We start from the raw sequence: 25,186 nt of genomic DNA, 5'->3' as shown, positions 1-25,186 counted from the left end.
GGTCCTCATCGGTTCTCCTCCACCATCACCACCCGATCGTTGCCGCGGTCGGCGACGTAGACGTTGCCGTGCTTGTCGACGGCGACGTCCAGCGGCGCGTTGAGACCGGTGAACGGCAACACCTCCGGGATCGCTGCCCCGGCGGACAGTTTGACCACCTTGTTGCGGCTGCGCTCGGTGACGTAGACGTCGCCGCCGTCGTCCACCGCGATACCCCACGGTGAGACGATCCCGGCGAACGGCAGCACCACCTGCTCGTCTCCGGCGGCCGCCAACTTGAGCACCCGGTTGTTGCCGGTGTCGGTGACATAGACGTTGCCGGCTGAATCCACCGCCACCCCGACGGGCTTGTGGAGGCCGACGAACGGCAGCACGGTCTGGACGTTCGAGCCGGACTCGAGCCGCAACACCAGATCGCTGCCGCGGTCGGCGACGTAGACGTTGCCGTCAGAATCGACCGCCACCCCGTCGGGATCGTCCAGGCCGGCGAACGGCAACACCGTGTGCGAGTCGGAACCCAGCTTGACCACCCGGTTGTTGACGTCGGAGAAGTACACATTGCCGTCGCCGTCGACCGCCAGCCCGCGCGGCTGATAGTGATCACTGAATGGCAGCACCGCGGTGGCATCCGAGCCGGTCGCCAGTTTCACCACCCGGCCCTGCATGCCTTCGCTGGTGACATAGACGTTGCCGTCGCCATCCAGCGCCACCCCGGCCGGGGAGAGCCGGTAGTCCAGATCGGTGAAGGACAGCACCTCCTGCGGGGGCGACGCCACCGCCGACGCCGACGAGGGACGACTCACCAGGTGGCCGACGCCGGCCACCACCGCGACCGCGGCGAGCGCAGCCGCCGCCAGCAGGACCGGCTTGCGCGGCAGCCGTCCGCGCCGAGACGGGGTGGGCAAGGAGGGCTTAGCCGGGGTCTCGGCGCGCAGCAGCGGGGACACCGGGAACGCCACCGGCTGCGGGGCGGCATCGCCCCAGGCTCCGGTTCGGGGTTCGGGGCGGGTCTCTGCTTCCAGCCCGCCCGGCAGGTGCAGGGCGGGCTCGCCGCGCCGCAGGATTCTGGCCACCTGGTGGCGTTCGGCCTCGGTCAGCGCCTGGTAGGCGGCCGCGGCCAGCTCGCCGGCGCTGCTGTAGCGGTCCTCGGGCTTGCGGGCCAACCCGCGGGCCAGCACGTCGTCGATGGCGGCCGGGACACGTCCCGGGCGCAGCTTGCTGGGTTGCGGCGGGGCCGCCGTCCGGCGTTCTTCGACCGCGTCGTCGACGGTGTCGGCCGAGAACGCGGGCACTCCGCTCAGGCACTCGGCCAGCACACAGGCCAGCGAATAGATGTCGGCGAGATGGGTCACCTGCTCGCCGGTCAGGCGCTCCGGCGCCATGTAGCGCACGGTGCCGATCGCCGGATCTGCCGGCATCCCCGGAGCCCCGATGGCCGCAGCCACCCCGAAGTCCATCAGGTGGGCCAGATCGTCCCCGGTGACCAGGATGTTGTCGGGCTTGACGTCGCGATGGGTGACGTCGGCGTCGTGGGCGGCATCCAGCGCCGCGGCGATCTGCCGCACGATGGCCACCGCCCGCGGGGGACTCAACGGGCCGTCCTCCGCCAATAACGTCGCCAGGTCGGTGCCGTCGATCAGGCCGGTCTCGAGGTAGAGCACGTCGTCGATCTCGCCGTAGGCCCGGATCGGCACCACGTGGGGTTCGATGAGCTGACCGGCGGCTTCAGCCTCGTCTTCCAGCCGGCTGCGGAACGCCTCGTCGCCGGAGAACGCCTCGGAGATCAGCTTCAGCGCCACCATCTCGTCGCTGCGGGTGTCCTCGGCCCGGTAGACCTCACCCACGACGCCGTGACCCAGCAAACGCTCAAGCCGGTAGGGGCCGAACCGCGACCCGGCCCGCGAACCCGGCTCGGTGTTGTTCACCGACGTCGCTCCCTTCGCCTCACCAGCACCCCCGTGCCGCGATCTGCGGCGAAAGACTGCCCACCAGCCTAACCGGCGTCACCCCCGCAAATAGTCACGAGATGGCGTTCACCGCCGTCAGAAGCTTCGATTTGAAGGAATCCGGCAGCGGTATGGAGCCGTACTGATCCAGCCCGTCCTGGCCAGGGCCGATGGCAGCCTGCATGAACGCCTTGACGGCCGCCCCGGTGGCGTCGTCGGGGTATTTCGAGCAGACGATCTCGTAGGTCGCCAGCACGATCGGGTAGGCGCCCGCCTCGGTCGGCTTGTAGAACGACGACGTGTCCAGCACCAGGTCATTGGGCTGCCCGGACGGCGACGCGAATTTCGCCCCGGCGATCGTCTTGCCGACCGAGTCGGCGGAGATGGACACCGGCTTGGGGCCCGCCGAGGTGATGATCTGCGCCATCGGCAGCTGCTTGCCGACCGCGAACGACCACTCGTTGTAGGTGATCGAACCGTCGGTGTTCTGCAGCGCCGCCGAGGTGCCGTTGTTTCCGGCGGCTCCGTCACCGACACCGCCGTTGAACATCTCGCCGGTTCCCCCGTTCCACGCGCCGTCGGAGGCACCATCGAGATACTTCTGGAAATTGGCGGTGGTGCCCGACTTGTCGCTGCGGTAGACCACATGAATGGGCATCGAGGGCAGCGCTACGCCCGCGTTGAGCGCCTTGATCGCCGGATTGTCCCAACTGCCGATAGTGCCGTTGAAGATCTTCGCCAGCGTGGGGCCGTCCAGGGTCAGCGCGTTGACCCCGCTGATGTGATAGGTCACCGCGATCGGGCCGAACACGATCGGCAGGTTCCAGGCCGGCGAACCGCACCGCTCCGCCGCGCGTTCCGGCTGGCTTTTGGCGGCGTCTAGCGCCACGTCCGATCCGGCGAGATCGGTCTGGTTGCCGATGAAGTCGTCCACCCCGGCGCCCGACCCGTTGGCGTTGTAGTCCAAGGTGTGGCCCGGGCACGCCCGGATGTAGGCGTAGACGAATTGCTCGATCGCGTTCTCCTGGGCGGTGGAGCCGCTGGCGTGCAGTTCCGGCTTTCCGCCGCAGTCGACCGACGACGAAGCGTCGGCTGCCGAACCCGACTCACCGGAGTTTCCGCCGCAGCCCGAAACTGTCAGTGCGCCAACAGTGAGCAGAGTCAGAAACACGGTCCCTCGGCCGATTTTCACAGCTCATCACTGTACTCCGCCCGAGGCGAGCGGGGTGTTGGTTGGAGACGGCTCCGTCGGGGTATTTCACAAGGACGACTGCGGTCCGCGAGCCAATCCGGGTCCGCGACAAGCTTTGCGGCGGTATCGTCGCTCCCACCTCGGGGGCGCAACCGAAAACGGAGGCCACGATGCGATTGGGCAATGTACTCGGCACGGTGGTGTTCATCTGGTTGCTGATCGGGGCGATCGCGGTGTGGCAGCGCGGCTATCTGGAAAATGCCGAACCGACGTGCCGATCAGCGGGCACCATCGCACTGACCGTGCTCGCCGGGCCGCTGAACTACGGCGGCGTCAATCCTCAAGTGTCGCAATGTCAGCTGCCGCAGCCCAGCTCACTTCCCGGCGGCGGCATCGAACACCTCATAGGAATGGAGTAGCCATGATCGTCCTGGGAGTTCTTCTGCTCATACTCGGCTTCGTATTCGGGATCCAGATCCTGTGGAGCATCGGCATCGTCCTGCTGGTGATCGGCGCGATCCTGTGGATCTTGGGGTCCGTCGGGCGTCCGGTCGGCGGCCGACGTTATTGGTACTGACCGCTCGGCTACACGAATTCCCAGGCGGCGCGGGCGATCGCCAGCTCCTCGTTGGTGGGTACCACCAGGACGGTGGTGCGCGAGGCGTCGGTCGAGATGATCCGCGCGCCCGTGCCGGAGCGGTTGCGGTGCGGGTCGACGGCGATGCCCAGCCCGTCCAGACCCGCCAGGGCGTCCTCACGCACGTAGGGCACGTTCTCCCCCACCCCGGCGGTGAAGGCGATCGCGTCGACCCGGCCGAGCACTGCCAGGTAGGCGCCGACGTACTTGCGCAGCCGATGGATGTAGACGTCATAGGCCAGCCCGGCCGCCTCGCCTGAGGTTCCCCCGGCCGCCCGCTGCTCCAGCAACTCCCGAAAGTCGTTGACCCCACTGAGTCCTTTCAGCCCGGAGCGGCGGTTCAGCAACTCGTCGAGCTGCTCGACCCCCATCCCGGCGGTCCGGTTGAGGTGAAACAGCACGCCGGGGTCTAGGTCGCCGCTGCGGGTGCCCATCACCAGCCCCTCGAGCGGGGTCAGCCCCATCGACGTCTCGACCGCCACTCCACCGCGCACCGCCGACGCCGAGGCGCCGTTGCCCAGGTGCAACACGATGGTGTTCAGCTCGGCCGGGTCGCGCCCCAGGGCCGCGGCCGTCTCCGCGGAGACATATTCGTGGGAGGTGCCGTGGAATCCGTAGCGGCGGATGCCGTATCGGGTGGCGACGCCGTGATCGATCGCGTAAATGGCGGCCGCGGACGGCAACGAATGGAAGAAGCCGGTATCGAACACCGCCACGTGCGGAACATCGGGAAAATCCTTGCGGGCCACCTCGATCCCGATCACGTTGGCCGGGTTGTGCAGCGGCGCCAATTCGGCGAGCCGTTGCACCTCGGCCACCACCGCGTCGGTGATCAGCGTGGGCGTGAAGAACCGGCTGCCGCCGTGCACCACGCGATGCCCCACCGCGCGCACGGCGGCCAGATCGACCCCGGAATCGGTGAGCCGCCGATGGATCAGTCGCAGCCCTGCGGCGTGATCGACGACCGGTCCGTCCGCCTCGCCGATCTGCTCCACGAGGCCGGAGACCACCGCGGTTCCGGCGCCGGGATCGACGAGCTGGTACTTGATCGACGACGAGCCGGAGTTGAGTACCAGCACCAGGCCGGGGTTGCTCACGAGCCGACACCTTGCGCCTGGATCGCGGTGATCGCGACGGTGTAGACGATGTCGTCGACCAGTGCGCCCCGGGACAGGTCGTTGACCGGTTTGGCCAAGCCCTGCAGCACCGGCCCGATCGCCACCGCTCCAGCGCTGCGCTGCACCGCCTTGTAGGTGTTGTTTCCGGTGTTCAGGTCCGGGAACACCAGCACCGTGGCCCGCCCGGCGACCGGCGAGTCGGGCATCTTGGCGGCCGCCACCGTCTCATCGACGGCGGCGTCGTACTGGATCGGCCCGTCGGCGAGCAGGTCGGGGCGCCGCTCATGCACCAGTTGCGTTGCGGAGCGCACCTTTTCGACACCCGCCCCGGAACCGGACTCGCCGGTCGAGTACGACAGCAGCGCCACCCGGGGTTCGATACCGAACGCCTCCGCGGTGGCCGCCGAGGAGATGGCGATGTCGGCCAGTTGCTCGACCGTCGGATCGGGGACCACCGCGCAGTCGCCGTAGGCCAGCACCCGATCCGACAGGCACATCAGGAACACACTGGACACCGTCGACACCCCGGGCGCGGTGCGGATGATCTCGAACGCCGGACGGATGGTGTGCGCAGTGGTGTGCGCGGCACCCGACACCATCCCGTCGGCGATCCCCAGCTGCACCATCATGGTGCCGAAATAGGAGATGTCGCGCATGATCTCGCGAGCGCGCTCCTCGGTCATCCCCTTGTGTGCGCGCAGCCGGGTGTATTCGGCGCCGAAGGACTCCAGCAGGCCGCTGGTGCTCGGGTCGACCACGTGCGCAGCGCCCAGGTCCACCCCGAGTTCGGCGCCGCGCCTGCGTACCACATCCTCGACCCCGAGCAGGGTCAGGTCGACGATGCCGCGAGACAGTAACCGCCCTGCCGCCAACAGGATCCGGTCATCGGAGGCTTCCGGGAGCACGATATGGCGCCGGTCGGACCGGGCCCTTTCCAGCAGCCGGTACTCGAACATCTGCGGCGTCACCACCGTCGAGGCCGGCACCCGGACCCGTTCGGCGAACTCCGCACCGTCGACGTGGGCGGCCATCACCGACAGCGCGGTGTCGATCTTGCGCAGCGAGTCGACGGTGATCCGGGACCCGGTGTGCGACACCTGCTCGGCGGTGTCGTAGGTGCGGTGGCCGGTGGCGATCAGCGGCAGCTTGGGCCGCATCCCCTTGACCAGTTTGTCGATGGCCGGGTGCGGCAGCAGGCCACCGTTGAGGATGATCCCCGACAGCGACGGGAACCCTTGCGCTTCATGGGCGTTCAGCAGTGCCAGCAGGACGTCGGAGCGGTCGGCCGGCACGATCACCACCTGCCCCTCGGTCAGGCGCTCCAGGATATTCTCGGCTGTCATCCCGCCCACCATCACGCTGAGCGCCTCTCGGCGCATCAGCTCCGGGTCGCCGCTGTAGACGGTGCCGCCCAGGGAAGTGCAGAGTTCCGCCATCGTCGGCGCGGACAGCAACGGCACTTCCGGAACCGCGAACGCCGGCACGCCGATGTCGGCCATCGCCTGGGTGACCTCCGCCAGCAGGCCGGGATCGCAGCGGTTGGCGATCACCGCGACCGGCCGGGCATGCACCGAGGCCACATCGGTCAGACAGCGCGCGGTGATCTCGGAGATCGCTCGCGGGTCGCGGTTGTGGCCGTTGACCGCCAGGACCAGCGGTGCGCCCAGGTTGACCGCGACGCGGGCATTGAAGCTCAACTCGCTCGGGTTGACGACGTCGGTGAAGTCGCTGCCGACCACCAGTACCGCGTCGCATTGCCGGGCGACTTCGTGGAAACGCGCGACGATCTCACTCAGCGCGGTTTCCCGGTCGGCGTAGACCTGCTGATAGGTCACGCCTCGGCAGCCGCGGTGGTCGTCGAGCTTGGCGGTGGCGTGTGCGAGCAGCAGTTCGAGTTGGTCGTCAGGCTCATCGAGCGACCGGACGATCGGCCGGAACACCCCGACCCGCGCCGACGAAGCGGCCAGCAGGTGCAGCAGGCCCAGCGCGATCACGGTTTTGCCGGTGCCTCCCTCGGCGGCGGCCAGATAGATGCTCGACGCGCGAGCCGGTTCAGCTTCGGTCATGGTGTTTTCAACCTAGACCAGAGCGAGCTCAGCCGATCCGATCGATCGCCGAGCGCAGGCGCGCCACCGTTCCCTCGATGTCGGCCAGTTTGTCCAGACCGAACAGGCCCAGCCGGAAGGTGCTGAACGTCGGCGGTTCGTCGCATTGCAGCGGCACTCCAGCCGCGGTCTGAAGTCCCTGTGCCAAAAATTTTCTACCGGTGCGGATTTCGGGATCGGTGGTGTAGCTGACCACCACGCCGGGTGCTTCGAATCCCGCTGCGGCCACGCTGGGGAAGCCGTGTTCGGCCAGCAGCGCGCGCACCTTGCGGCCCAAGGTGAATTGTTGCTCACACACCGCGCCGAAACCACGCTCGCGGGTCTCGGTCATGGCGTCGCGCAGACTGCTGATGACACCGGTCGGCATGGTCGCGTGGTAGGCGTGGCCACCGTTCTCGTAGGTCGCCATGATCTCGCGCCACTTCTTCAGATCCAGCGCGAAGCTGGTGCTTTGCGTGCGGTCCATGACCTCGAGCGCCCGGTTGGACAGGCAGACCATGGCGCAGCCCGGCTCGGCGCTCCAGTCCTTCTGCGGCGCGGTCACCAAGACGTCGACCCCGAGCGCGGCCATATCGGCCCAGACCACGCCGGAGGCGATGCAGTCCAGTACGAACAGGCCGCCCACCGCCGTGGTCGCCGCGCCGACGCGCGCCAGGTAGTCGTCGGGCAACAGGATTCCACTGGCGGTTTCCACGTGCGGGACGCACACTATCGCCGGCCGGGTCCGCGCGATCGCCTCCTCGACCTCGTCGATGGGCGCCGGCGCCCAGGGCGCCTGGTCGCCGTCGCCCGTCGGGCGCGCTTTGAGCACCGTGACGCGGTCGGTGATGCGGCCGGCCTCCAAAATTTGGCTCCACCGGTAGCTGAAGAACCCGTTGCGGACGACGAGTACCTCGGCATCGTTGGCGAACTGGCGCGCGACGGCTTCCATGCCGCAGGTTCCGTTGCCGGGCACCACGATTGCCGCGTCGGCGTGGTAGACCTCGCGCAGCGTGGCCGAGACGTCGTTCATGACGTTCTGGAAGCGTTCGGACATGTGGTTGAGTGCCCGGTCGGTGTAGACGACGGAGTACTCCAGCAAGCCGTCGGGGTCCACCTCGGGCAGCAGTCCTGGCATGAAGCTCTCCTAGTCGACGAGCCGCGATGTCATCGAGCCGCGGTTCAGCGCAGCAGGTGGCGGCTCATGACGACGCGCTGGATCTGGTTGGTGCCCTCGTAGATCTGAGTGATCTTGGCGTCGCGCATCATCCGCTCGACGGGGAAGTCGGTGGTGTAGCCGGCCCCGCCGAACAACTGCACGGCATCGGTGGTGACCTCCATGGCCACATCGGAGGCGAAGCACTTCGACGCCGCGGAGATGAAGCCCAGCTCGGTCTCACCGCGCTCGGCGCGCGCCGCGGCCGAGTAGACCATCAGCCGCGCCGCCTCCAGCTTCATCGCCATGTCGGCGAGCATGAACTGCACCCCCTGGAAGGTGCTGATGTTCTTGCCGAACTGCTTGCGGTCCTTGGTGTATTCGATCGCCGCGTCCAGGGCGCCCTGCGCGATACCGACAGCCTGGGCACCGATGGTCGGGCGGGTGTGATCCAGGGTGCGCAGCGCGGTCTTGAACCCAGTACCGGGCTCGCCGATGATCCGGTCGCCGGGGATACGGCAGTTCTCGAAGTACAACTCGGTGGTCGGCGAGCCCTTGATGCCGAGCTTGTGCTCCTTGGGCCCGACGGAAAAGCCCTCGTCGTCGACGTGCACCATGAACGCCGAGATGCCGTTGGCGTCCAGGTCGGGGTCGGTCACCGCCATCACGGTGTACCAACTGGACTTGCCGCCGTTGGTGATCCAGCACTTGGAGCCGTTGAGGATCCAGTCATCGCCGTCAGCCTTGGCCCGGGTGCGCATCGCCGCGGCGTCACTGCCGGCCTCCCGCTCGGAAAGCGCGTAAGAGGCCATCGCCTCCCCGGAGGCCAGCGAGGGCAGCACCTGACCCTTGAGCTCATCCGAGCCGGACAGGATCAGGCCCATGGTGCCCAGCTTGTTCACCGCCGGAATCAGCGACGACGACGCACACACCCGGGCGACTTCCTCGATCACGATGCAGGCCGCCACCGAGTCCGCGCCCTGCCCGCCGTACTCCTCGGGCACATGCACGGCGTTGAAACCCGAGGCGTTCAGTGCCGCCAGCGCCTCCTCAGGGAAGCGCGCCTGCTCGTCGACCTCCTTGGCGTACGGAGCAATCTCCTTCTCCGCCAGCGCGCGGATCGCCGCCCGCAACTCATCGTGCTCCTCGGGGAGTTTGAACAGGTCAAACGACGGATTCCCGGCCCACCCAGCCATCACAGCCTCCTAAGCTACTCGCCGGTAACTTTACCTTGAAGTGCGGCGTCCTTCGCAAGCACGGTGTCCGCCAGCATCTTTTGGAACTTCTCCATCCGGGCCCGTAATGCCGGATCGGCGGAGGCCAGGATACGCACCGCCAGCAAACCCGCGTTGCGCGCACCGCCGATGGAAACTGTGGCTACCGGCACCCCGGCCGGCATCTGCACGATCGACAGCAACGAGTCCAGCCCGTCCAGGCGGGCCAGCGGCACCGGGACCCCGATCACCGGCAGCGGTGTGGCCGAAGCCACCATCCCGGGCAAGTGCGCTGCGCCGCCCGCCCCGGCGATGATCACCTCGATGCCGCGACCGGCGGCGTCCCGGGCGTAGTCGAACATCCGCTGCGGGGTGCGGTGCGCCGAGACCACTCCCACCTCGAACGGGACGTCGAATTCGGCGAGCGCCATGGCCGCGTCTTCCATCACCGGCCAGTCGCTGTCGCTGCCCATGATGACGCCGACCCGGGGGCTGTTAGCCATGTGCATCCCATCCATCTGTCCACTCACCGTGCGACAACCAGTGTGCCGCGCTTTCGGCCCGCTCACGCAGCTTCGCCGACGCCGCCGCGTCGTCACCGAGCAGGTTGACGTGCCCGATCTTGCGGCCCGGCCGTTCATCCTTGCCGTACAGGTGCACCCGCGCGTCGGGATAGCGGGCGAACAGGTGGTGCAGCCGCTCGTCCATCGTCATCGCCGGCGGCTCGGGGGCGCCCAGCACATTGGCCATCACGGTCACCGGCACCACCGGGGTGGTGGCGCCGAGCGGATAGTCCAGCACCGCGCGCAGATGCTGCTCGAACTGGCTGGTCGCCGCACCGTCCATGGTCCAGTGCCCGGAGTTGTGCGGCCGCATCGCCAGCTCATTGACGAGGAAGGGTCCAGCAGGCGTCCTCTCCGTCGTCTCGAACAGCTCGACGGCCAGCACCCCGACCACGCCTAGCTCGTCTGCCAGCCGCAGCGCCAATTGCTGTGCGGCAGCGGCTGATTCCTCCGACAGGTCGGGGGCCGGCGCGATCACCGTCACACAGATCCCGTCATCCTGCACGGTTTCGACCACCGGCCACGCCGCCCCCTGGCCGAACGGCGACCGGGCAACCAGCGCGGAGAGCTCCCGGCGCATCGCGACGCGCTCCTCGGCCAGCACCGGCACCCCGGAGGCCAGGTAGTCGGCGGCGGCGGCCCGGGCCCCGGCCACGTCGTCGGCAATGGTCACCCCGCGCCCGTCGTACCCGCCCCGGGCCGTCTTGATCACCATCGGGCCGCCGGTCAGCGCGGCGAACTCCTCGACGGCCTCGACCCTCTCGATCGCGGCGAACCGCGGCACCGGCGCGCCCAGGGCCGCCAGCTTGCGGCGCATCACCAGCTTGTCCTGGGCGTGGCGCAGCGCCCCCGGCGGCGGGGCCACATTCACCCCCTCGGCGACCAGAGTGTCCAGCAGCTCGGCCGGGACATGCTCGTGGTCGAAGGTGAGCACGGTGGCCCCCGTCGCGGCCCGGCGCAGGTCCTCGAGGTCGGTGTGGGAACCGATCACCACATCCGAGGTGACCTCGGCCGCCGGGTCGTCGGCCGCGGCGGCCAGGACCCGCAGCCGCTGGCCGAGCGCGATCGCGGCCTGGTGAGTCATCCGGGCCAGCTGACCGCCGCCGACCATGGCGACCAGAGGGCTGCGCCCGCTCTCGGGCGGCGGCGCGGTGGTTGGCTGTTTCGGCACGGGCAATATCGTGTCACGTCGGCCGGTTTGCGTCGTTATCCAGTCGTTAGGCGCAGATCAGGCAAAGTCCGTACACTGGCAACTTGTGTCTTTTACCGACGCCACGATCGCCCGTCTGCCGCGGGTGATGCGGCCACTGGCCGAGCGCCACCATGAGTTGATCAAGTTCGCCATTGTCGGCGCGACCACGTTCATCATCGACTCAGCGCTGTTCTACACGCTCAAGCTGACGATCCTGGAGCCCAAGCCGGTCACCGCCAAGGTCATCTCGGGCATCGTCGCGGTGATCGCCTCCTACATCCTCAATCGCGAGTGGAGCTTCAAGGACCGGGGCGGCCGGGAGCGCCATCACGAGGCCCTGCTGTTCTTCGGGGTCAGCGGCGTCGGCGTGCTGCTGTCGATGGCCCCGTTGTGGTTCTCCAGCTACGTGTTGCAGCTGCGGGCGCCGATGGTGTCGCTGACGGTCGAAAACATCGCCGACTTCGTCTCGGCCTACATCATCGGAAACCTGCTGCAGATGGCGTTCCGGTTCTGGGCGTTCCGGCGCTGGGTCTTCCCCGACGAGTTCGCACGCAGCACGGATGTGGCGCTGGGCGCGGCGATCGAGGACGGCGCACTGGTCGAGGCTTTGGAAGACACCCTCGAGGGCGGCCCGGACACCGGTGTGGTGACCCTGTTCCGGCGCCCCGCCCGCCATCAGCCGCCCGCTGCGGACGGTCTGTCGAAGACTTCGTGATAGAGCAGCGCGTGGACCTGCTCCACGCGCGGGATGTCGTAGAACTCCAGCGGTTCTTGTGACGCCGACTCGATGATCAACGTCCCGGTGCGCAGCATCCGGTCGATGAGCCCGTGGACGAACTCCACGCTGTTGATCCGCGCCAACGCGATGTCGATGCCGCTGCGCGTCAGCAACCCGTGCCGGTACATCACCCGTCGGTCGGTGACGACGAAATGGGTGGTCAGCCAGGTCAGGAACGGCCAGATCGCCAGCCAGCCGACCACCACCAGCCAGATCGCCCAGATCACCCCGAAGACCACATTCTTGGCGTTGGGGTCCCAGGCCCGCGGGTTGACGATCCCGGACGCGAAGCCGGCGCAAGCGGTGGCCAGCAGCAGGGCCAGCACCGGCCCGATCAGGCGTTTGACGTGCGGATGCCGGTGCAGCACCACCTGTTCGTCCGCGGCCAGCACGTTCTCCGGATAACCCACGGCCGGCCCTAGCTGCACTCATTCGGCGGTCCCAGCTTCGGCTCTCCTCCGTCGAGCCTCGCTGAACCGCCGTTCGGCCGCAGCCGGGTGACGTCGCCGGCCGACACGGTGACGGTCTCGGTCCCGGTGTCGATGACGAGCCGGCCCATTTCGTCGATGCCCTCAGCGAGGCCCTCGACCCGCTGATCGCCGGGCAGCTCGGCGCGCACCCGGGCACCCAGCGTGCAGCTGTGCCGCCGGTAGTCCGCTGTCAGCGCCTCATCCGCTCCGCCGGCGGAACGCCACGCCGCGATCCGGGCGGCAAGGTGACGAAGAACCTTGCGCGCCAGGACGTTCCGATCAAGCATCGATGCTCCGAGCATGGCCAGCGAGACCGCTGCCGGATCCGGCGCCTGCTCCGCGGTCATGGTCACGTTCAGGCCGAGCCCGACCACGATGAGCTGTTTGGGCGCGGCCACCTCGGCGAGGATGCCGGCCAGTTTGCCTTGCTTGTCGGCGCCCACAATCACGTCATTCGGCCACTTCAAGCCGACCTGCAGGCCCTCCTCGGTCAGGGCATCGGCCACCGCGACCCCGGTCGCCAACGTCAGCCAGCCCCATCCCGACGTCGGCACCATGTCCGCGGCGACCCCGACCGACAGTGCGAGCTGGCTACGCGCCGGGGCCACCCAGTGCCGGCCGTGCCGCCCGCGGCCGGCCGTCTGGTGTTCGGCCAGCAGCACCGCGCCGTCGATGTCCTCGCCGGAAGCCGAGCGGGCCAACAGATCGGCGTTGGTGGAGCCGGTTTCGGCGAGGACATCCAGTGCGCGCCAGGGTTGACCCGGCCCCACCAGCCCATCACGAAGAACGGGTGCGTCGAGCGGCGGCGGCTGAACGTTCATTTCGCCAGCTTAGGGCCGGTGCCGTCGCGGCGCCGGTTGAAACGCCCGAGCGCAGGGTACCCGTAGCTGTATAGGAGGGGATCCCATGGCCACCAGGGGGGTGAAGCGACGAATTCACCGTCGCCACAGTGCACAATCGGTTGCGGTGTCGCTGGCCAGCCGGTTCGTCGTCAAGAATATGGTGCGCGCGTGGGCCTTCCGGCCGGAGCTGGCGTGGCCGCTCGCGTCGGTCGACCGGTTCGCCGGCTGGGTGCCTTACCGGCCGGCCGTGGACATCGAGCGCTTCCGGCTGGGTCACTGTGTGGCCGAACGGGTTCAGGTCACGGAGTCGTCGGCGCAGCGCGCGATTCTCTACCTGCACGGCGGCGCGTTTCTGACCTGCGGGCTCAACACCCACCGGTCCCTGGTGGCGCGACTGTCCCGGGCCGCAGATGCCTGCGTTCTCAACATCGAGTACCGAATGTTGCCCTCGCACCGGATATCCGACGCGATCGACGACGGCCTGAGCGGGTTGCGCTGGCTGATCCGCCGCGGCTACCACCCGGACCAGATTGTCATCGCCGGCGACTCGGCCGGCGGATATCTGGCATTCATGACCACCTTGGCCGCTTTGCAGGCCGGACTGCCGAAACCTGCTGGAATAGCGGCGGTTTCACCCTTCACCGATCCCGACCCGACGACGAAGATGCGCCACCGAAACGCCGGCCGTTGCGCAATGTTCCCGCGTGGGGCGCTACCGGCGTTCACCCGATATCTCCGTCGGGCACAGATCACTTCACCGGTGGACGCCGACCTGTCGTCGCTGCCACCGGTCACCATCCACGCCAGCTCCGACGAACTGCTGCTGCCCGACTCCGAGGTCATGGCAGAACGCCTCGAGGCCGCCGGCGTGCCGTGCGATCTGCACTTGTGGGACGGCCAGATCCACGATTTCCCGTTGGCGGCCGACGTACTTCCGGGGGGCCGGCGGGCGATCCACTACATCGGCGACTTCATCAAGCAGGTCACCGAAGTCACCGAACCGCTGAAACCTGGCCCCAAGCCCGGCGACGCCGCCGCCTGAGCTAGGCGCCCAGCTTCGCCAGGCGATTCCGCAGTGGGGCCAGCGCGCACGCATGCCGATACATGTCCGCCCACGGATCACCGCGTTCGGTCATCCGCTGGGGCACGTCGCGCAGAGTGAATCCGTCGGGGCGCAGGCCGGGCACGTCGAGTTCGTCCCACTCCAACGGCGTGGCCACCGGCGCACCCGGGAGGGCCCGGACCGCGTACGGCGCCACCGCCGTCTGCCCGTAGGCGTTGCGCATGATGTCCACATACACCCGGCCACCGCGGCCGCCCTTGCGGATTTCGCAGGTGCGGTGCAGCGGGTCGTCGTTGACGACCAGGCCGGCAACGGCGCGGGCGAACTCCCGGGCGGTGTCGAAACCGGCACTGCCCCGCAGCGGCGCGACGACATGCAGCCCGCGGGAGCCCGTCGTCTGCACATAGGCCGTCAAACCCAGCTCCTGAAGGACGTCGGCAACCGCGCGGGCGGTGGCCCGGACCACGGCGAAGTCGTCGTCGGCGGGGTCCAGGTCAAACACCAGCCGATCCGGCGCGTCCAGGTGCGGCTGACGGGACAGCCAGGCATGCAGCGTGACGCAGTCCTGGTTGGCTGCCCACACCAGCGCCTCATCCCGCGCCACCACCGGATGCACGACCGATCCCGCACCGGACTTTCGGGGCACATCCACCCGGTCCATCCAGTCCGGCAATGACGCGGCGAAGTTCTGCTGGATGAACCCCTCCTCGTCGATGCCGCCGGGAAACCGGGTCAGGGTGAGCGGACGACCGTCCAGGTGCGGCACCATCACCGGCGCCATCTCGGCGTAATAGTCGATCAGGTCGCCCTTGGTGATCGCTTCGTGAGTGGCCGATGCCGGGAAGAGCTCCCGATCCGGATGAGTGATAGCGACGTTGGGCTTCATTGCAGCCGCGTACCCGCTGACCGGGAAGCGATAAACGCGCACCCCGTGAACCACTGTATTCACTTGTGTCACTGCGGTTTTGCCTGTGGATGGAATTCTGCGGCTTGTCGGTACGCGCCGCTACTATTAGCACATGCGTTCGAATAACCGGGAAGAGATCGTCGACGTGTTCGACGCGCTGACCGCTGACCTCGATCGAGCACTGGAGCTGGACTTCGACGCGTTAACCCCGCGCGAGTGCGTGGCGCTGTTGCGGCGCAGCGAGATTCTGCGCCGCCGGCTGCCGGCCCTCGAGCACCCCCTGGTCAACCAGCTCGCCGCGGCGGATCCGGCCGAGCTGGGCGGCAAGCCCCGCTGGGTGGCTGGCCGATGAGCTGCACATCGCCCGTGGTGAGGCCGGACGCCGCATCGCCGAGGCCGCCGAACTGGGAACCCGGCGCACCCTGACCGGCCAACCCCTGCCACCGCTACTGCCGCAGGTGGCCAGCGCCCAACGCGCCGGGCAGATTGGGGCCGCCCACATCGACGTGATCCGCAAATTCTTCGACTACCTACCCGAGGGCATCGACACCGACCGCCTGACCCACGCCGAAAAAGAGCTCACCGAACTGGCCGGCCACTACCGGCCCGAACAACTGGCCACACTCGCCGGACGCATCGCCGATCACCTACACCCCGACGGCAACTACACCGACGCCGAACGCGCCAAACGCCGCACCCTGGTACTGGGCCCCCAAGACCGCGACGGCATGAGCGCCATCAAGGGCCACCTCGATCCCCAAGCCCGCGCCACCCTCGATGCCGTGCTGGCCCGCTGGGCCGCCCCCGGCATGTGCAACCCCGACGACCCCGCCCCGTGTGTGGCCGGCACACCCTCGCAAACCGCGATCGACGCCGATCGGCGCAGCGCCGGGCAACGCAACCACGACGCCCTGACCGCGATGGGCCGCGCCCTGCTGGCCTCTGGCAACCTCGGCCAACACAACGGCCTACCGGCCACCATCATCGTCTCGACCACCCTGGCCGACCTGGACGCCGGCACCGGCAAAGCCCACACCGGCGGCGGCACCTGGCTGCCCATACGCGACGTGATCGCCCTGGCCAGCCACGCCCACCACTACCTGCGGATCTATCACGGCGCCAAAGAATGCGCGCTGTTCCACACCAAGCGCCTAGCGTCGCCGGGGCAGCGGATCGTGCTCTACGCCAAAGAACGCGGCTGCAGCCACCCCCACTGCCCCATCCCCGGCTACTACTGCGAAGTCCACCACGACACCGACTACGCCCAAACCGGCCGCACCAACATCGACGAACTCACCCTGCGCTGCGGCCCACACCACCAACTGATCACCTCAGCCGGCTGGAAAACCCGCAAACGCCACGACGGCACCACCGAAACCCTGCCCCCACCACACCACGACCACGGACAACCCCGCACCAACCACTACCACCACCCGGAGAAACTGCTCGCGGACCGCGACAACGTCGGCGACGACGACATTCCCTAACCGGGTCCGGTCGGGATAACCGATGGTCCACGATTAAGATCGTTTCTTATGACCGTTACTGAGCACTCCGGGGAGTCCGCTGTAGAAGCCCAGGGCGAGCACGTCGTCGACATCCACACCACCGCAGGCAAGCTTGCCGACCTCAAGCGTCGGACCGCGGAGACCCTGCACCCGGTCGGGGAAGCCGCAGTGGAGAAGGTGCACGCCAAGGGCAAGCTGACCGCCCGCGAGCGCATCCTTGCCCTGCTGGACGAGGGGTCGTTCGTCGAGCTCGACGCGCTGGCCAAGCACCGCAGCACCAACTTCGGCCTGGCCGAGAAGCGTCCGCTGGGCGACGGCGTGGTCACCGGCTACGGCACCATCGACGGCCGCGAGGTCTGCATCTTCAGCCAGGACGCCACTGTGTTCGGCGGCAGCCTCGGCGAGGTCTACGGCGAGAAGATCGTCAAGGTCCAAGAGCTGGCCATGAAGACCGGCCGGCCGCTGATCGGCATCAACGACGGCGCCGGCGCCCGCATCCAGGAGGGTGTGGTCTCGCTGGGCCTCTACAGCAAGATCTTCCACAACAACATCCTGGCCTCGGGCGTGATCCCGCAGATCTCGCTGATCATGGGCGCCGCCGCCGGCGGTCACGTGTACTCCCCCGCCCTGACCGACTTCATCGTGATGGTCGACCAGACCAGCCAGATGTTCATCACCGGCCCCGACGTGATCAAGACCGTCACCGGCGAAGACGTCACCCAGGAGGAGCTGGGCGGTGCCCACACCCACATGGGCAAATCCGGCACCGCGCACTACGTCGCCTCCGGCGAGCAGGACGCCTTCGAGTACGTACGCGACCTGCTGAGCTACCTGCCGCCGAACAACTACGCCGACCCGCCGCGCTACCCGGCGCCGGCTGCCGACGGCGCGATCGAGGACAACCTCACCGACGAGGACCTCGAACTGGACACGCTGATCCCGGACTCGCCGAACCAGCCGTACGACATGCACGAGGTCATCACCCGGATCCTCGATGACGACGAGTTCCTCGAGGTGCAGTCCGGCTACGCCCAGAACATCATCGTCGGGTTCGGCCGCGTCGATGGCCGTACCGTCGGCATCGTGGCCAACCAGCCCACCCAGTTCGCCGGCTGCCTCGACATCAACGCCTCGGAGAAGGCCGCCCGGTTCATCCGGACCTGCGACTGCTTCAACATCCCGATCGTGCTGCTGGTCGATGTGCCGGGCTTCCTGCCCGGTACCGAGCAGGAGTACAACGGCATCATCCGCCGCGGCGCGAAGCTGCTCTACGCCTACGGTGAGGCCACCGTCGCGAAGATCACCGTCATCACCCGCAAGGCCTACGGCGGCGCGTACTGCGTGATGGGCTCCAAGGAGATGGGCGCCGACGTCAACGTGGCCTGGCCGACGGCCCAGATCGCGGTCATGGGCGCCTCCGGCGCCGTCGGGTTCGTCTACCGCCAGCAGCTTTCCGAGGCCGCCCGCAACGGCGAGGACGTCGACGCGCTTCGCCTCAACCTGCAGCAGGAGTACGAGGACACCCTGGTGAACCCGTACGTCGCCGCCGAGCGCGGCTACGTCGACGCGGTGATCCCGCCGTCGCACACCCGCGGGTACATCGCGACGTCGCTGCGGCTGCTGGAACGCAAGATCGTCCAGCCGCTGCCCAAGAAGCACGGGAACATCCCGCTGTGAGCGCCGCGAGCGGCGACGAGAACGCGGCCGCCCCAGAGCAGGAGGCTCCCGCAGCCGCCGAACCGCACATCCGGGTACTCAAGGGCAACCCGACCGACGAGGAAGTCGCGGCGCTGGTTGCGGTGCTGGGCAGTGCCGGCGGCGGCGTGACCGACGCCGGCGCGCAGGAGCGCAACCTGTGGGGCCACCCGGTCGACAAACTCCGGTACCCGCTGTTCAGCTGGCAGCGGATCACGCTGCTGGAGCGCGTGCATATGCGCCGGTGACGCGTTTCGTCCTCGGGTCCGCATCGTCAGGCCGGTTGGCCGTTCTGCGCGGTGCCGGGATCGACCCACTGGTGGTCGTCTCCGGGGTGGACGAGGACGCCGTCGCGGCGGCCCTGGGCCCCGATGCCGGTCCTGCCGAGGTGGTGCGGGCACTGGCGCGCGCCAAGGCCGATGACGTCGCGGCCCGCTTGGAGCCGGCCATCGCCGCGGATTGCGTGGTGATCGGCTGCGATTCGATGCTCTTGATCGACGGCGAGTTGGCCGGCAAGCCGCCGTCGGTCGATGAGGCGCGTCGCCGATGGCAGTCGATGGCCGGGCGCGCCGGAGCACTCCACACCGGCCATTGTCTGATCCGCTTGCGCGACAACGAGACTCGCCATCGGGCCGCCGAGACTGTGGTCACCACAGTCCGGTTCGGAACGCCCACCGACGATGATCTGGAGGCCTACCTGGCCACCGGCGAGCCGCTACGGGTGGCCGGCGGCTTCACCCTGGATGGCCTGGGCGGCTGGTTCATCGACGGCGTCGACGGCGACCCGTCCAGCGTCATCGGAATCAGCCTGCCGTTGCTGCGCTCGCTGCTCGCCGGCGCCGGCCTGTCCGTCGCCGCATTGTGGGCGGCCAACCCGGTGTAGGCGACGCGCCGACGGGGAAGCCACTGGAGGTGATGGACATCTCCGCAGATGACGTACGCCGGCTGCTCGGCATCGGCGAGGCCGACGACCCGGTGCTGATCTTGATCGAGGGGCGCCTGGAAATCGTGCCCGCCGCCGAGCTCACATCAGCGAAGTATCGCGGCGCACTACGGGTCGCTTCCCGCGGCGAGATCATTGAGCGCACCGGCGGCGGCGAATCGCTGTCGGAACGGGAACTCGACGACCAGGCTCAGGCGCTGACCACCGCCGTGCGCAACCTCGGCGGCTGAGCATCAGGCCGCTTAGCCGGTTTGTCGTCCCGTGAGCTTGTCGCGGATCCGGTCGACCATGCCCACCCCGGCGCCGAGGGTCTTGTGGAACAACTCCGAATGCGGTGCCTGCGGGTGCGGGCGGGTGGGCGCCACCTTCTTGGCGTTCTGGACCTTTTCACCCATTTCGACGAGCTCCCGGGCCGAAAGGTGTTCCCGCAGTTTGGGAAACTGCTCGGATTCCTCGTCGTTCGCGTGATGACGCAGCAGCGACTTGAGCTGTCCGGTCAGATCCATGAATGCCGGGTCCGACGCGGAGACGTCCTCGAGCTTCTTCATGAGCTTCACGATCTCGTCGTGCTCTTGCTTGTCGTGCTTCACATCGTCGGCGCCGCCGGGCAGCTTGTCCTCCACGACCGGGTAGACGAACATCTCCTCGGCCACCGAGTGGCGCATCACCTCGGCGGTGACGGTGTCGGCGATGTCGCGCTGAGCATCGGGGTCGGCAGTACCCTCGACTTCGGTCAGCAGGTCGATCATCTCGTTGTGGTCGGCGGTGAGGATGTCGACGACATCGGTGTTCGCCGAATCCTGTTCGCTGTCAGCCATGAAACGGTCCTCCGGTGGGTGCCTTAGCCATCGGCAACTGGGGTACCCGCCCGCTGCGGAACCAACCCCCGGGCGACGTCGCGGCGTCTAGCCGCGACGCGGGCGACCGCGGTGGGTAGGCTCGACAACGTGCCAGTGCCTGCCGACCCCAGCCCCGCCCTGCAGTCCTACGCCCACCCCGAGAGGTTGGTGACCGCCGACTGGCTCGCGGGGAACCTTGGTAAACCCGGTCTCGTCGTAGTGGAGTCCGACGAGGATGTGCTGCTCTACGACGTCGGCCACATTCCCGGGGCGGTGAAGATCGACTGGGTCACCGACCTCAACGACGCCCCGGTCCGGGACTACATCACCGGGGAGCAGTTCGCCGACCTGATGAACCGCAAGGGCATCTCGCGCGACGACACCGTGGTGATCTACGGCGACAAGTCCAATTGGTGGGCCGCCTACGCACTGTGGGTGTTCACCCTGTTCGGCCACGAAGACGTGCGCCTGCTCGACGGCGGCCGCGATCTGTGGGTGTCGTCGGGCCGCGAGACCACCCTGGATGTGCCGTCGAAGACCACCACCGGCTATCCGGTGGTGCAGCGCAACGACGCCCCGATCCGGGCCTACAAGGACGAGGTGCTGGAGATCATCGGCCGCGAGCCGCTGATCGACGTCCGCTCGCCGCAGGAGTACACCGGCGAGCGCACCCACATGCCGGACTACCCGGAGGAGGGTGTGCTGCGTGGCGGCCACATCCCCACCGCGGTGTCCATCCCGTGGAGCAAGGCCGCCGACGACGCCGGCCGGTTCCGCAAGCGGGAGGAACTCGACGAGCTGTACGGGTTCATCAAGCCCGAGGACAAGCCGATCGCCTACTGCCGCATCGGGGAACGCTCCAGCCACACCTGGTTCGTGCTGACGCACCTGCTCGGCATGGAGGGAGTCCGTAATTACGACGGCTCCTGGACCGAGTGGGGCAACACCGTGCGGGTTCCCATCGTCGACGGCCCGGAACCGGGCCAGGTGCCCGCGACAGCTCAGGGAGCCACAGCCAGCTGATGAGCCTGCCGGAAGGATTGGCGCAGGTGGTGTCCGACTTCGCCGAAGTCGAGGGGCAGGACAAGTTGCGGCTGCTGCTGGAGTTCGCCGACGAGCTCCCCGACCTGCCCGACGATCTGGCCGAATCGGCCATGGAGCCGGTGCCGGAGTGCCAGTCACCGCTGTTCCTGCATGTCGATGCCGCCGACCGGCAGCGGGTGCGGCTGTACTTCAGCGCGCCACCGGAAACCCCGACCACCCGCGGGTTCGCGTCGATCTGGGCGGCGGGCCTCGACGGCCAGGCGGCCGACGTCATCTTGGGGGTGCCCGAGGACTTCGCCTCCAGCCTGGGCCTGGCGGCGCTGATCAGCCCGCTGAGGCTGCGGGGGATGTCGGCCATGTTGACCCGGATCAAGCGCCGGCTCCGCTCCGCATAAGGGGCGCGTCATTCGGGCGGGTCGGTCGCGCCTTACACTGCTGTGAACTAGATTCTTAAAGACATTTCTTAAAGATGCCGTCAGGAGGGCAAGTGGCGAACCATGCCAGCACGAAGATCTCCAAGGTGCTCGTCGCCAACCGCGGGGAGATCGCAGTCCGGGTGATCCGCGCCGCGCGCGACGCCGGATTGCCCAGCGTGGCCGTGTACGCCGAACCAGACGCCGACGCACCGCACGTCCGGCTGGCCGACGAGGCGTTCGCCCTGGGCGGGCAGACCTCGGCCGAGTCCTATCTGGTGTTCGAGAAGATCCTCGACGCCGCGGCGCAGTCGGGTGCCAACGCGATCCACCCCGGCTACGGATTCCTTTCCGAGAACGCCGATTTCGCCCAGGCCGTGATCGACGCCGGCCTGATCTGGATCGGGCCGAGCCCGCAGTCCATCCGCGACCTCGGTGACAAGGTCACCGCCCGCCACATCGCCGCCCGCGCCAAGGCGCCGCTGGTGCCCGGCACCCCGGACCCGGTCAAGGACGCCGACGAGGTGGTCGCGTTCGCCAAGGAGTACGGCGTGCCGGTGGCGATCAAGGCCGCGTTCGGTGGCGGCGGCCGCGGCATGAAGGTGGCCCGCACCCTCGAGGAGATCCCCGAGCTGTTCGAGTCGGCCACCCGCGAGGCGATCGCGGCGTTCGGCCGCGGTGAGTGCTTCGTGGAGCGCTACCTGGACAAGCCCCGCCACGTCGAGGCGCAGGTTATCGCCGACCAGCACGGCAACGTCGTCGTGGCCGGTACCCGCGACTGCTCGCTGCAGCGCCGCTTCCAGAAGCTGGTCGAGGAGGCCCCGGCGCCGTTCCTGACCGACGCGCAGCGCAAGGAGATTCACGAGTCCGCCAAGCGGATCTGCAAGGAGGCCGGCTACTACGGCGCCGGCACGGTGGAGTACCTGGTCGGCCAGGACGGGCTGATCTCGTTCCTGGAGGTCAACACCCGGCTGCAGGTCGAGCACCCGGTCACCGAGGAGACTTCCGGCATCGACCTGGTGCGCGAGCAGTTCCGCATCGCCAACGGCGAGACCCTCGACATCACCGAGGACCCGCAGCCCCGTGGCCACTCCATTGAGTTCCGCATCAACGGTGAGGACGCCGGTCGCGGCTTCCTGCCGGCTCCCGGCCCGGTCACCCGCTTCGACCCGCCGACCGGACCCGGCATCCGGATGGACTCCGGCGTGGAAACCGGTTCGGTGATCGGCGGCCAGTTCGACTCGATGCTGGCCAAGCTGATCGTCACCGGGGCGACCCGGACCGAGGCCCTCGAGCGCGCCCGGCGCGCCCTGGACGAGTTCCACGTCGAGGGGCTGGCCACGGTCATCCCGTTCGACCGCGTGGTGGTGCGTGACCCGGCGTTCGTCGGCGACGAGAACGGCTTCACTGTCCACACCCGCTGGATCGAGACCGAGTTCGAGAACAACATCGAGCCGTTCAGCGGCGGCGAGCCGCTCGACGAAGAGGACGCCCAGCCGCGGCAGAAGGTGGTCGTCGAGGTCGGCGGCCGGCGCCTGGAGGTGTCGCTGCCCGGAGACCTGGCGCTGGGCGGCGGTGGCGCGGCCGGCGGTGCCGCCGGAGCCATCCGCAAGAAGCCCAAGGCCCGCAAGCGCGGCGCCCACGGCGGCGCGGCGGCGTCCGGTGACGCGGTGACCGCGCCCATGCAGGGCACCGTGGTGAAGGTGGCTGTCGAAGAGGGCCAGGAGGTCGCCGCCGGTGACCTGGTCGTCGTCCTGGAGGCGATGAAGATGGAGAACCCGGTCACCGCGCACAAGGACGGTGTCATCACCGGCCTGGCGGCCGAAGCCGGAGCGGCCATCACCCAGGGCACGGTGCTCTGCGAGATCAAGTAGCGGAGCCTCGGACATCGAGCCCATCGAGATCAATGCCGGCCCGTGGTATCTACGGATGCCACGGGCCGACTCTCGCGTCGATGACCGTCCCACGCTGACCGATCTCGGCGAGACCGACCCGGACTACGTGACGAAGGCGGCCGCCGGCTGGGCCGAGGACACCCGCTATCTGTGGGCGGTGTGCGAGCCGACCACCGGCGAGGTGCTGGCCGAGGTGACGCTCAACCCGGTCTCGGGCGAGATCGCCACCCGCAGCCGGGTGGGCCAGGGGGAGGCGACGCGGACCGGAGCCGAAGCGGTGTCTCGGTTCGCCGCCGGTGCGCTAGGTCTGACGCCGGTGATGGGCGGTACTGCGGGCGGTGCTGCGAGCGGCGCGGTTTCGTCCGACGAAAATCCAGGACACACCCGCGACGAACAGCACTAAGAGCAGAATTCCGAAGCCCACCGCCCATCCGGTGTGATGCTGCGTCGCGGCGCTGACCAATCCCACCAGCGCCAGTACCGCCATCACCAGCATCGCCAGCCCGGGTGCCTCACGGCGGTCCTTGAAGACCATCCCGGCACGCGGCTGCGTCGTGCGCGCCTCATCGATCGGGTGCTCGGTCTCACTCATGGATTCCTGATACCCCACGGGGCCCGAAGCGAAACCCTGTGCGCTGATGGCGGCGACCTGCTACGCCGCGTCGCGCAGCGCTGCGAGCAGCGGTTCCGCGGCCTCCTTGAGGAAGACCTCCTGGGTCTCCCCGCCGATCTGGATGAGCGCGATATCGGTGAAACCGGCTTCGGCGTAGGCGCGCACCGCCTCGACGATCGCGTCCAGATCGGGACCGCACGGGATGGCGTCCGCGACATCCTGCGGCGTGACGAACTGGGTGGCGGCAGCGAACGCTGCCGGCGTCGGCAGCTCCGAGTTGACCAGCCACCCGCCGCCGAACCAGCGGAACTGCTGGTGGGCGCGCTGCACCGCGGCATCCCGGTCGCGGTCCCAGCACACCGGTAGCTGTCCGATGACCCGGCCGCCTTCCAGCCCGGCGGACTGGCGCGCGGTATGCCACGCGTGAACCAGGTCCGCGTCGGGCTGCACCGCGATCAGGTCGTCGGCGGCGGCGCCGAATCTCGCCACGCCCTTCTCGCCCGACATCGCGACGGCCAGCGCGACCGGGATGTCGGGCAGGTCCCACAGCCGGGCCTGGTCCACCTGGAAGTGGTCGCCGCGCAAGGTGACCGTCTCCCCCATCAGCAGCTCCCGGATGATCTTGATCGCTTCGCCGAGCATGGCCTGGCGCTGCCGGACGTTCGGCCAGCCGGCGCCGGTGACGATGTGCTCATTGAGGTTCTCCCCGCTGCCCAGGCCCAGCGTGAACCGGCCGTCGGCAAGGATCTGCACCGTGGCCGCCTGCTGCGCCACCACCGCCGGGTGGTAGCGCATCGTCGGGCAGGTCACATACGAGCACAGCCCCACCCGTTCAGTGGCGTGGGCCACCGCCCCCAGCACCGCCCAGGCGTTCGGAGCGTGGCCCTGCGAGGCCAGCCAGGGTGAGAAGTGATCGCTGCACACCTCGAAGTCGAAACCGCGTTCTTCCGCGGAGACGGCATAACGGACAAGGTCTTTGGGCCCGTTCTGCTCGGTCATCAGGGTGTAGCCGAACCGTGTCATGGTCCCCGGGGTACCCAACGGCCGATCGCCGAAACGGCGCCGTCGTTTGGC

25 protein-coding genes and 1 pseudogene are annotated in these 25,186 nt (G+C 68.5%); 13 read left to right on the top strand and 13 right to left on the bottom strand.

Annotation, left to right across the window (positions count from 1 at the left end; genetic code table 11):
* Positions 1-5: 5 nt before the first annotated feature.
* Together AC5Y31_RS00210 and pstS are read right to left on the bottom strand one after the other, a co-directional pair.
* Positions 6-1,925 (bottom strand): serine/threonine-protein kinase PknD, encoded by a 1,920-nt coding sequence (locus AC5Y31_RS00210; protein ID WP_499977358.1) that lies wholly within the window; start codon positions 1,923-1,925, stop codon positions 6-8.
* A gap of 94 nt (positions 1,926-2,019) precedes the next feature.
* A complete protein-coding gene (gene pstS / locus AC5Y31_RS00205; RefSeq protein ID WP_065024610.1) occupies positions 2,020-3,138 on the bottom strand; it encodes a phosphate ABC transporter substrate-binding protein PstS in 1,119 nt (372 codons plus the stop codon).
* Positions 3,139-3,308: 170 nt separating this feature from the next.
* On the opposite strand from pstS, the gene AC5Y31_RS00200 reads away from it, so the two are divergent.
* Together AC5Y31_RS00200 and AC5Y31_RS00195 are read left to right on the top strand one after the other, a co-directional pair.
* A complete protein-coding gene (locus AC5Y31_RS00200; protein ID WP_065024609.1) occupies positions 3,309-3,557 on the top strand; it encodes a hypothetical protein in 249 nt (82 codons plus the stop codon).
* A 2-nt stretch (positions 3,558-3,559) separates the two neighbouring features.
* Positions 3,560-3,715 carry a DUF6131 family protein gene (locus tag AC5Y31_RS00195; protein ID WP_165607333.1) on the top strand — a complete coding sequence of 52 codons (156 nt, stop codon included), beginning with the start codon at positions 3,560-3,562 and terminating at the stop codon, positions 3,713-3,715.
* Positions 3,716-3,723: 8 nt separating this feature from the next.
* On the opposite strand, the gene AC5Y31_RS00190 is transcribed toward AC5Y31_RS00195, so the two are convergent.
* From AC5Y31_RS00190 to AC5Y31_RS00165, 6 genes are read right to left on the bottom strand one after another with little or no spacing between them, the layout of a single operon-like run.
* Positions 3,724-4,872: an acetate kinase gene (locus AC5Y31_RS00190; RefSeq protein WP_499977357.1), complete on the bottom strand. Its 1,149-nt coding sequence runs from the start codon at positions 4,870-4,872 to the stop codon at positions 3,724-3,726.
* Positions 4,869-6,959, bottom strand: coding sequence for a phosphate acetyltransferase (gene pta / locus AC5Y31_RS00185; protein ID WP_065024607.1), 2,091 nt, complete (start codon positions 6,957-6,959; stop codon positions 4,869-4,871). Before pta ends, AC5Y31_RS00190 begins: the two co-directional genes overlap by 4 nt.
* A 28-nt stretch (positions 6,960-6,987) precedes the next feature.
* Entirely contained in the window at positions 6,988-8,115 is a 1,128-nt protein-coding gene (locus AC5Y31_RS00180; protein ID WP_065024606.1) for an aminotransferase class V-fold PLP-dependent enzyme, read from the bottom strand.
* Between the two features lie 44 nt (positions 8,116-8,159).
* On the bottom strand, positions 8,160-9,329 hold the full coding sequence (locus AC5Y31_RS00175) for an acyl-CoA dehydrogenase (protein WP_301634225.1): 1,170 nt from the start codon (positions 9,327-9,329) through the stop codon (positions 8,160-8,162).
* 14 nt (positions 9,330-9,343) lie between these two features.
* Positions 9,344-9,856 (bottom strand): 5-(carboxyamino)imidazole ribonucleotide mutase, encoded by a 513-nt coding sequence (gene purE, locus AC5Y31_RS00170; protein WP_065026172.1) that lies wholly within the window; start codon positions 9,854-9,856, stop codon positions 9,344-9,346.
* Entirely contained in the window at positions 9,843-11,081 is a 1,239-nt protein-coding gene (locus tag AC5Y31_RS00165) for a 5-(carboxyamino)imidazole ribonucleotide synthase (protein WP_499977356.1), read from the bottom strand. Before AC5Y31_RS00165 ends, purE begins: the two co-directional genes overlap by 14 nt.
* Positions 11,082-11,166: 85 nt before the next feature.
* Here AC5Y31_RS00165 and AC5Y31_RS00160 point away from each other — a divergent pair, with 85 nt between their 5' ends.
* Positions 11,167-11,817 (top strand): GtrA family protein, encoded by a 651-nt coding sequence (locus AC5Y31_RS00160; protein ID WP_301634219.1) that lies wholly within the window; start codon positions 11,167-11,169, stop codon positions 11,815-11,817.
* On the opposite strand, the gene AC5Y31_RS00155 is transcribed toward AC5Y31_RS00160, so the two are convergent.
* The gene (locus AC5Y31_RS00155) at positions 11,778-12,290 is read right to left on the bottom strand and encodes a PH domain-containing protein (RefSeq protein WP_065026175.1); all 513 of its coding nucleotides are present in this window, start codon (positions 12,288-12,290) and stop codon (positions 11,778-11,780) included. The genes AC5Y31_RS00160 and AC5Y31_RS00155 overlap by 40 nt on opposite strands.
* 8 nt (positions 12,291-12,298) lie before the next feature.
* Positions 12,299-13,171 carry a biotin--[acetyl-CoA-carboxylase] ligase gene (locus AC5Y31_RS00150; RefSeq protein WP_499977355.1) on the bottom strand — a complete coding sequence of 291 codons (873 nt, stop codon included), beginning with the start codon at positions 13,169-13,171 and terminating at the stop codon, positions 12,299-12,301.
* An 85-nt stretch (positions 13,172-13,256) separates the two neighbouring features.
* Between AC5Y31_RS00150 and AC5Y31_RS00145 the strand changes: the two genes are divergently transcribed.
* On the top strand, positions 13,257-14,234 hold the full coding sequence (locus AC5Y31_RS00145; RefSeq protein WP_499977354.1) for an alpha/beta hydrolase: 978 nt from the start codon (positions 13,257-13,259) through the stop codon (positions 14,232-14,234).
* A 1-nt stretch (position 14,235) separates the two neighbouring features.
* On the opposite strand, the gene ligD is transcribed toward AC5Y31_RS00145, so the two are convergent.
* Entirely contained in the window at positions 14,236-15,141 is a 906-nt protein-coding gene (gene ligD / locus AC5Y31_RS00140) for a non-homologous end-joining DNA ligase (RefSeq protein ID WP_499977353.1), read from the bottom strand.
* Positions 15,142-15,274: 133 nt separating this feature from the next.
* Here ligD and AC5Y31_RS00135 point away from each other — a divergent pair.
* The 5 genes and pseudogenes from AC5Y31_RS00135 (at position 15,275) to AC5Y31_RS00115 (ending at position 19,538) form a co-directional block, all read left to right on the top strand.
* Positions 15,275-16,649, top strand: a pseudogene (locus AC5Y31_RS00135) (HNH endonuclease signature motif containing protein).
* A gap of 48 nt (positions 16,650-16,697) precedes the next feature.
* Complete coding sequence (locus tag AC5Y31_RS00130) at positions 16,698-18,347, top strand: acyl-CoA carboxylase subunit beta (protein WP_064857190.1); 1,650 nt, start codon at positions 16,698-16,700, stop codon at positions 18,345-18,347.
* Positions 18,344-18,613, top strand: a complete 270-nt coding sequence (locus AC5Y31_RS00125; RefSeq protein WP_064857191.1) for an acyl-CoA carboxylase subunit epsilon — start codon at positions 18,344-18,346, stop codon at positions 18,611-18,613. Before AC5Y31_RS00130 ends, AC5Y31_RS00125 begins: the two co-directional genes overlap by 4 nt.
* On the top strand, positions 18,610-19,248 hold the full coding sequence (locus AC5Y31_RS00120; RefSeq protein ID WP_065026179.1) for a Maf family protein: 639 nt from the start codon (positions 18,610-18,612) through the stop codon (positions 19,246-19,248). The genes AC5Y31_RS00125 and AC5Y31_RS00120 overlap by 4 nt, the downstream gene beginning before the upstream one ends.
* A gap of 32 nt (positions 19,249-19,280) precedes the next feature.
* On the top strand, positions 19,281-19,538 hold the full coding sequence (locus AC5Y31_RS00115) for a hypothetical protein (RefSeq protein ID WP_065026279.1): 258 nt from the start codon (positions 19,281-19,283) through the stop codon (positions 19,536-19,538).
* A 12-nt stretch (positions 19,539-19,550) separates the two neighbouring features.
* On the opposite strand, the gene AC5Y31_RS00110 is transcribed toward AC5Y31_RS00115, so the two are convergent.
* Positions 19,551-20,126: a hemerythrin domain-containing protein gene (locus AC5Y31_RS00110; RefSeq protein WP_301634201.1), complete on the bottom strand. Its 576-nt coding sequence runs from the start codon at positions 20,124-20,126 to the stop codon at positions 19,551-19,553.
* A 129-nt stretch (positions 20,127-20,255) separates the two neighbouring features.
* Here AC5Y31_RS00110 and AC5Y31_RS00105 point away from each other — a divergent pair, with 129 nt between their 5' ends.
* From AC5Y31_RS00105 to AC5Y31_RS00090, 4 genes are all read left to right on the top strand, one after another.
* Positions 20,256-21,170 carry a sulfurtransferase gene (locus AC5Y31_RS00105; RefSeq protein WP_065026181.1) on the top strand — a complete coding sequence of 305 codons (915 nt, stop codon included), beginning with the start codon at positions 20,256-20,258 and terminating at the stop codon, positions 21,168-21,170.
* Positions 21,170-21,586 carry a SufE family protein gene (locus AC5Y31_RS00100; RefSeq protein WP_499977352.1) on the top strand — a complete coding sequence of 139 codons (417 nt, stop codon included), beginning with the start codon at positions 21,170-21,172 and terminating at the stop codon, positions 21,584-21,586. The genes AC5Y31_RS00105 and AC5Y31_RS00100 overlap by 1 nt, the downstream gene beginning before the upstream one ends.
* Positions 21,587-21,678: 92 nt before the next feature.
* Entirely contained in the window at positions 21,679-23,478 is a 1,800-nt protein-coding gene (locus tag AC5Y31_RS00095; protein WP_065026183.1) for an acetyl/propionyl/methylcrotonyl-CoA carboxylase subunit alpha, read from the top strand.
* Between the two features lie 13 nt (positions 23,479-23,491).
* A complete protein-coding gene (locus tag AC5Y31_RS00090) occupies positions 23,492-23,902 on the top strand; it encodes a GNAT family N-acetyltransferase (RefSeq protein WP_499978076.1) in 411 nt (136 codons plus the stop codon).
* Positions 23,903-24,151: 249 nt separating this feature from the next.
* Here the strand turns inward: AC5Y31_RS00090 and AC5Y31_RS00085 are convergent, their stop codons facing one another.
* Positions 24,152-25,135, bottom strand: a complete 984-nt coding sequence (locus AC5Y31_RS00085) for a TIGR03557 family F420-dependent LLM class oxidoreductase (RefSeq protein WP_499977351.1) — start codon at positions 25,133-25,135, stop codon at positions 24,152-24,154.
* Between the last annotated feature and the right edge of the window lie 51 nt (positions 25,136-25,186).

The organism is Mycobacterium sp. NGS18 (assembly GCF_059813185.1).
The sequence above is the reverse complement of the archived record's forward strand: the minus strand, read 5'-3'. Positions and strand labels throughout refer to the sequence as shown.

Bases quoted from the DNA above. Each gene is read 5' to 3' on its own strand.
- pta (WP_065024607.1), bottom strand. From the start codon at position 6,959: ATGACCGAAGCTGAACCGGCTCGCGCGTCGAGCATCTATCTGGCCGCC.
- purE (WP_065026172.1), bottom strand. From the start codon at position 9,856: ATGCACATGGCTAACAGCCCCCGGGTCGGCGTCATCATGGGCAGCGAC.
- ligD (WP_499977353.1), bottom strand. From the start codon at position 15,141: ATGAAGCCCAACGTCGCTATCACTCATCCGGATCGGGAGCTCTTCCCG.
- AC5Y31_RS00085 (WP_499977351.1), bottom strand. From the start codon at position 25,135: ATGACACGGTTCGGCTACACCCTGATGACCGAGCAGAACGGGCCCAAA.
- AC5Y31_RS00130 (WP_064857190.1), top strand. From the start codon at position 16,698: ATGACCGTTACTGAGCACTCCGGGGAGTCCGCTGTAGAAGCCCAGGGC.
- AC5Y31_RS00150 (WP_499977355.1), bottom strand. From the start codon at position 13,171: ATGAACGTTCAGCCGCCGCCGCTCGACGCACCCGTTCTTCGTGATGGG.
- AC5Y31_RS00175 (WP_301634225.1), bottom strand. From the start codon at position 9,329: ATGGCTGGGTGGGCCGGGAATCCGTCGTTTGACCTGTTCAAACTCCCC.
- AC5Y31_RS00195 (WP_165607333.1), top strand. From the start codon at position 3,560: ATGATCGTCCTGGGAGTTCTTCTGCTCATACTCGGCTTCGTATTCGGG.
- AC5Y31_RS00110 (WP_301634201.1), bottom strand. From the start codon at position 20,126: ATGGCTGACAGCGAACAGGATTCGGCGAACACCGATGTCGTCGACATC.
- AC5Y31_RS00100 (WP_499977352.1), top strand. From the start codon at position 21,170: ATGAGCCTGCCGGAAGGATTGGCGCAGGTGGTGTCCGACTTCGCCGAA.
- AC5Y31_RS00200 (WP_065024609.1), top strand. From the start codon at position 3,309: ATGCGATTGGGCAATGTACTCGGCACGGTGGTGTTCATCTGGTTGCTG.
- AC5Y31_RS00145 (WP_499977354.1), top strand. From the start codon at position 13,257: ATGGCCACCAGGGGGGTGAAGCGACGAATTCACCGTCGCCACAGTGCA.
- AC5Y31_RS00180 (WP_065024606.1), bottom strand. From the start codon at position 8,115: ATGCCAGGACTGCTGCCCGAGGTGGACCCCGACGGCTTGCTGGAGTAC.
- AC5Y31_RS00115 (WP_065026279.1), top strand. From the start codon at position 19,281: ATGGACATCTCCGCAGATGACGTACGCCGGCTGCTCGGCATCGGCGAG.